Raw genomic sequence first — 2,334 nt, 5'->3', positions numbered from 1 at the left:
TAAAGACACCTGAACATGTTGTGAACCACCAATAAAAGCGCGGTTGTGAAGTGCTTTTAGAATACCCATAGCTCCCATTAATCCAGTACCATAATCCGTGATAAAGCCATAAGGGCACAAAGCAGGTTTATCTTCCAATCCATGATCAAATGCAGAACCTGTCGCTGCTTGCGCAATGTTTTCCCAACCATGTCTATCTTTCCATGGGCCTACTTCGCCAAACGCAGAACTAGTGACAATAATTAAATTAGGGTTAATCGAAAGAAGTTTTTCTTCAGTAATACCAAACTTTTCACTCAAGCGTCCGGGTGTATAACCATTTACATATACGTCAGCATCCTGTACTAGTTCAAAAAAGCGTTGCAAGTCTTTTTCTAACGTAAAGTCTAGGTAAGCATTTTTTACCAAAGCCCGTATCTAAATAATTGAACTTAACCGGGCTTGTTAAGCTGTCCATTCTTAATCATCAACTACAGGTCCATGCCAGCAAGTGTAGCTTTTGCCTCTTCACCAGATTTCCATCCTAAACATTGGTGCATTTTACCTTTTATTCTGCGGTGGCTTTGTTTGCCCTTTAGTTTGAAGTGTGGTGAAGGGCTGCGTTTTCAAGCCTTTCAGCTAGCCAAATTTTAGTAATCGACTGCCGAGTAACACCGACTCAACTTGCTTCACGATCTAATGACTCAAACATCCATGCTGGAAAATCAACATTGACTCGTTTCTGTTTTTGCATTGGACGCTTAACTTTAGATAGGTCTAGATCACCTAAAATGTCATCGTCACTTTCAAACTTGGCACCAAACTCATGCGCTTTCATATAAGTTCACCTCCGCTTTACGGGAACGTCTGACTGAAATAATCTTGACATTTAATCCGTGATATGTGGTGACACTAGACCTATGCTTGTCAGTAAGCATACCGAGAACCAAATATCTAGGTTCATCGCTTGAGTTTGCAGGGAGATCTATAAGATCAGAGTCATTCCACAAACCTTGACCTGTTTTTGTTTTTATCGAATTCAAATTTAACCATGAGTAAAAACTAGCCCCTTTTTACTCGTTAGGCAAGTGAGGTTCTGTCGCAAATTCTGATAAATACGTGACAGAGCCATTCTCTAGACGCAATCATACTGTGAGTGCATAAAATTGTTCGTAGAGGCTTGTTGCAAAAAGTCTGAGTCTTCGCCAAACTGCAGATTGAAGTCATTTAATTGAGCTTGTTATGAAGAACCCTGAAACACTTTGTTCCTGAAATCATTCTGTGGTGTCTTCGCTCGTATGGTTCAACTCCAATGAGCTATGCCAATCTTAGCGATATGCTACAAGAGCGAGGGGGTTCGGTTAATTATTCGACCATTTATCACTGGTTCGTTGAGTATGCCCTGCATTACATAAGAAACTACGCCATCGTCATTCATTCGAGCCGACTCTTCGTGGCAGCTTGATGAAACTTATGGTGTGCCCGGAGTTCAGGGCTAGCAAGGAATGCTAAATTGAACCACGAATCTATCTGAAATACACAAGCGCGATAGCAGGAGCTAATTTGTGTTTGTGGCTATGTCTGGTTGTGCAGGCATATGAGTCTGAGCGGCAGTGACTTACCGTATGCTGGTAAGGTGATGTAACCCGCTGACAACGAGAAGTGAGGCGAATTCGTTAAGCCAAGATGCTTCTCTAGACTAAGTGCTGGACGGATGAAGAACATGAACCGATTAATCCGCATCTATGGGCTGAATCGTCGCCACTGCCTACACGAGTTATCAGGCAGTATGACGCTGTAAGAGGGCTACATGTAGGAGCACCCTTACCGACTTTGGTTAGCAATATATGTGTGCTTACCAAGGGGCAAACGTGCTAACACAATTCAGCGTTTGAGCGTCATCACCTTACAGTTCGATAAGGTTAAAGATTGCGATCGGCATCCACCCCAGTATGTTTGAGTTCAGATAGGTAAACCGGGGAAGGCTTGTTCTGGATGTTAAAGGAGCATGACCCAAATGACAGGCAAGCTGGCGGAGCGTTCGTAGTAGTCTGAGATGGGGAAAGCCCATTACATGGCGAAGGGGCGCAGTTTAATTGATTTGCGGATGCAAATGACCTTGTTGCTTAAATCGATGGAACTAAATCAGGAAGCTACGATCTGATCGGCTACACCCATCAATCGTCGTAGTCTCATGCCTAAACCTCGTTACAAAACAACTAACTGGAAGCAGTATAATAAAGCCTTAATCAACCGTGGCTCTCTGACCTTTTGGATTGATGAGGAAGCGATAGCCGAGTGGAAGCAAAACAAACAAGGCAAGCGTGGTAGACCTCGCCGATTCAGCGACTTAGC

2 protein-coding genes and 4 pseudogenes are annotated in these 2,334 nt (G+C 43.4%); 2 read left to right on the top strand and 4 right to left on the bottom strand.

Annotation, left to right across the window (positions count from 1 at the left end; genetic code table 11):
* From L2W36_RS27190 to L2W36_RS27175, 4 genes and pseudogenes are all read right to left on the bottom strand, one after another.
* The coding region (locus L2W36_RS27190; RefSeq protein WP_236112063.1) for a CoA transferase at window positions 1–408 on the bottom strand (408 nt) is incomplete at its 3' end.
* A 65-nt stretch (window positions 409–473) separates the two neighbouring features.
* Window positions 474–569 (bottom strand): annotated as a pseudogene (locus L2W36_RS27185) (IS6 family transposase); the annotation flags it as partial.
* Between the two features lie 5 nt (window positions 570–574).
* Window positions 575–817, bottom strand: a pseudogene (brnA, locus tag L2W36_RS27180) (type II toxin-antitoxin system BrnA family antitoxin).
* A pseudogene (locus tag L2W36_RS27175) lies at window positions 804–1,032 on the bottom strand (BrnT family toxin). Before L2W36_RS27175 ends, brnA begins: the two co-directional pseudogenes overlap by 14 nt.
* A gap of 199 nt (window positions 1,033–1,231) precedes the next feature.
* Between L2W36_RS27175 and L2W36_RS27170 the strand changes: the two are divergent.
* Together L2W36_RS27170 and L2W36_RS27165 are read left to right on the top strand one after the other, a co-directional pair.
* Window positions 1,232–1,454, top strand: a pseudogene (locus L2W36_RS27170) (IS6 family transposase); the annotation flags it as partial.
* A gap of 719 nt (window positions 1,455–2,173) precedes the next feature.
* On the top strand, window positions 2,174–2,334 hold a 161-nt coding region (locus L2W36_RS27165), incomplete at its 3' end, for a transposase (RefSeq protein ID WP_236112064.1).

This window comes from Vibrio sp. McD22-P3 (assembly GCF_021568915.1).
GTDB classification, from domain to species: Bacteria; Pseudomonadota; Gammaproteobacteria; order Enterobacterales; family Vibrionaceae; genus Vibrio; species Vibrio mediterranei.
This window is presented reverse-complemented; position numbering and strand designations above follow the sequence as displayed.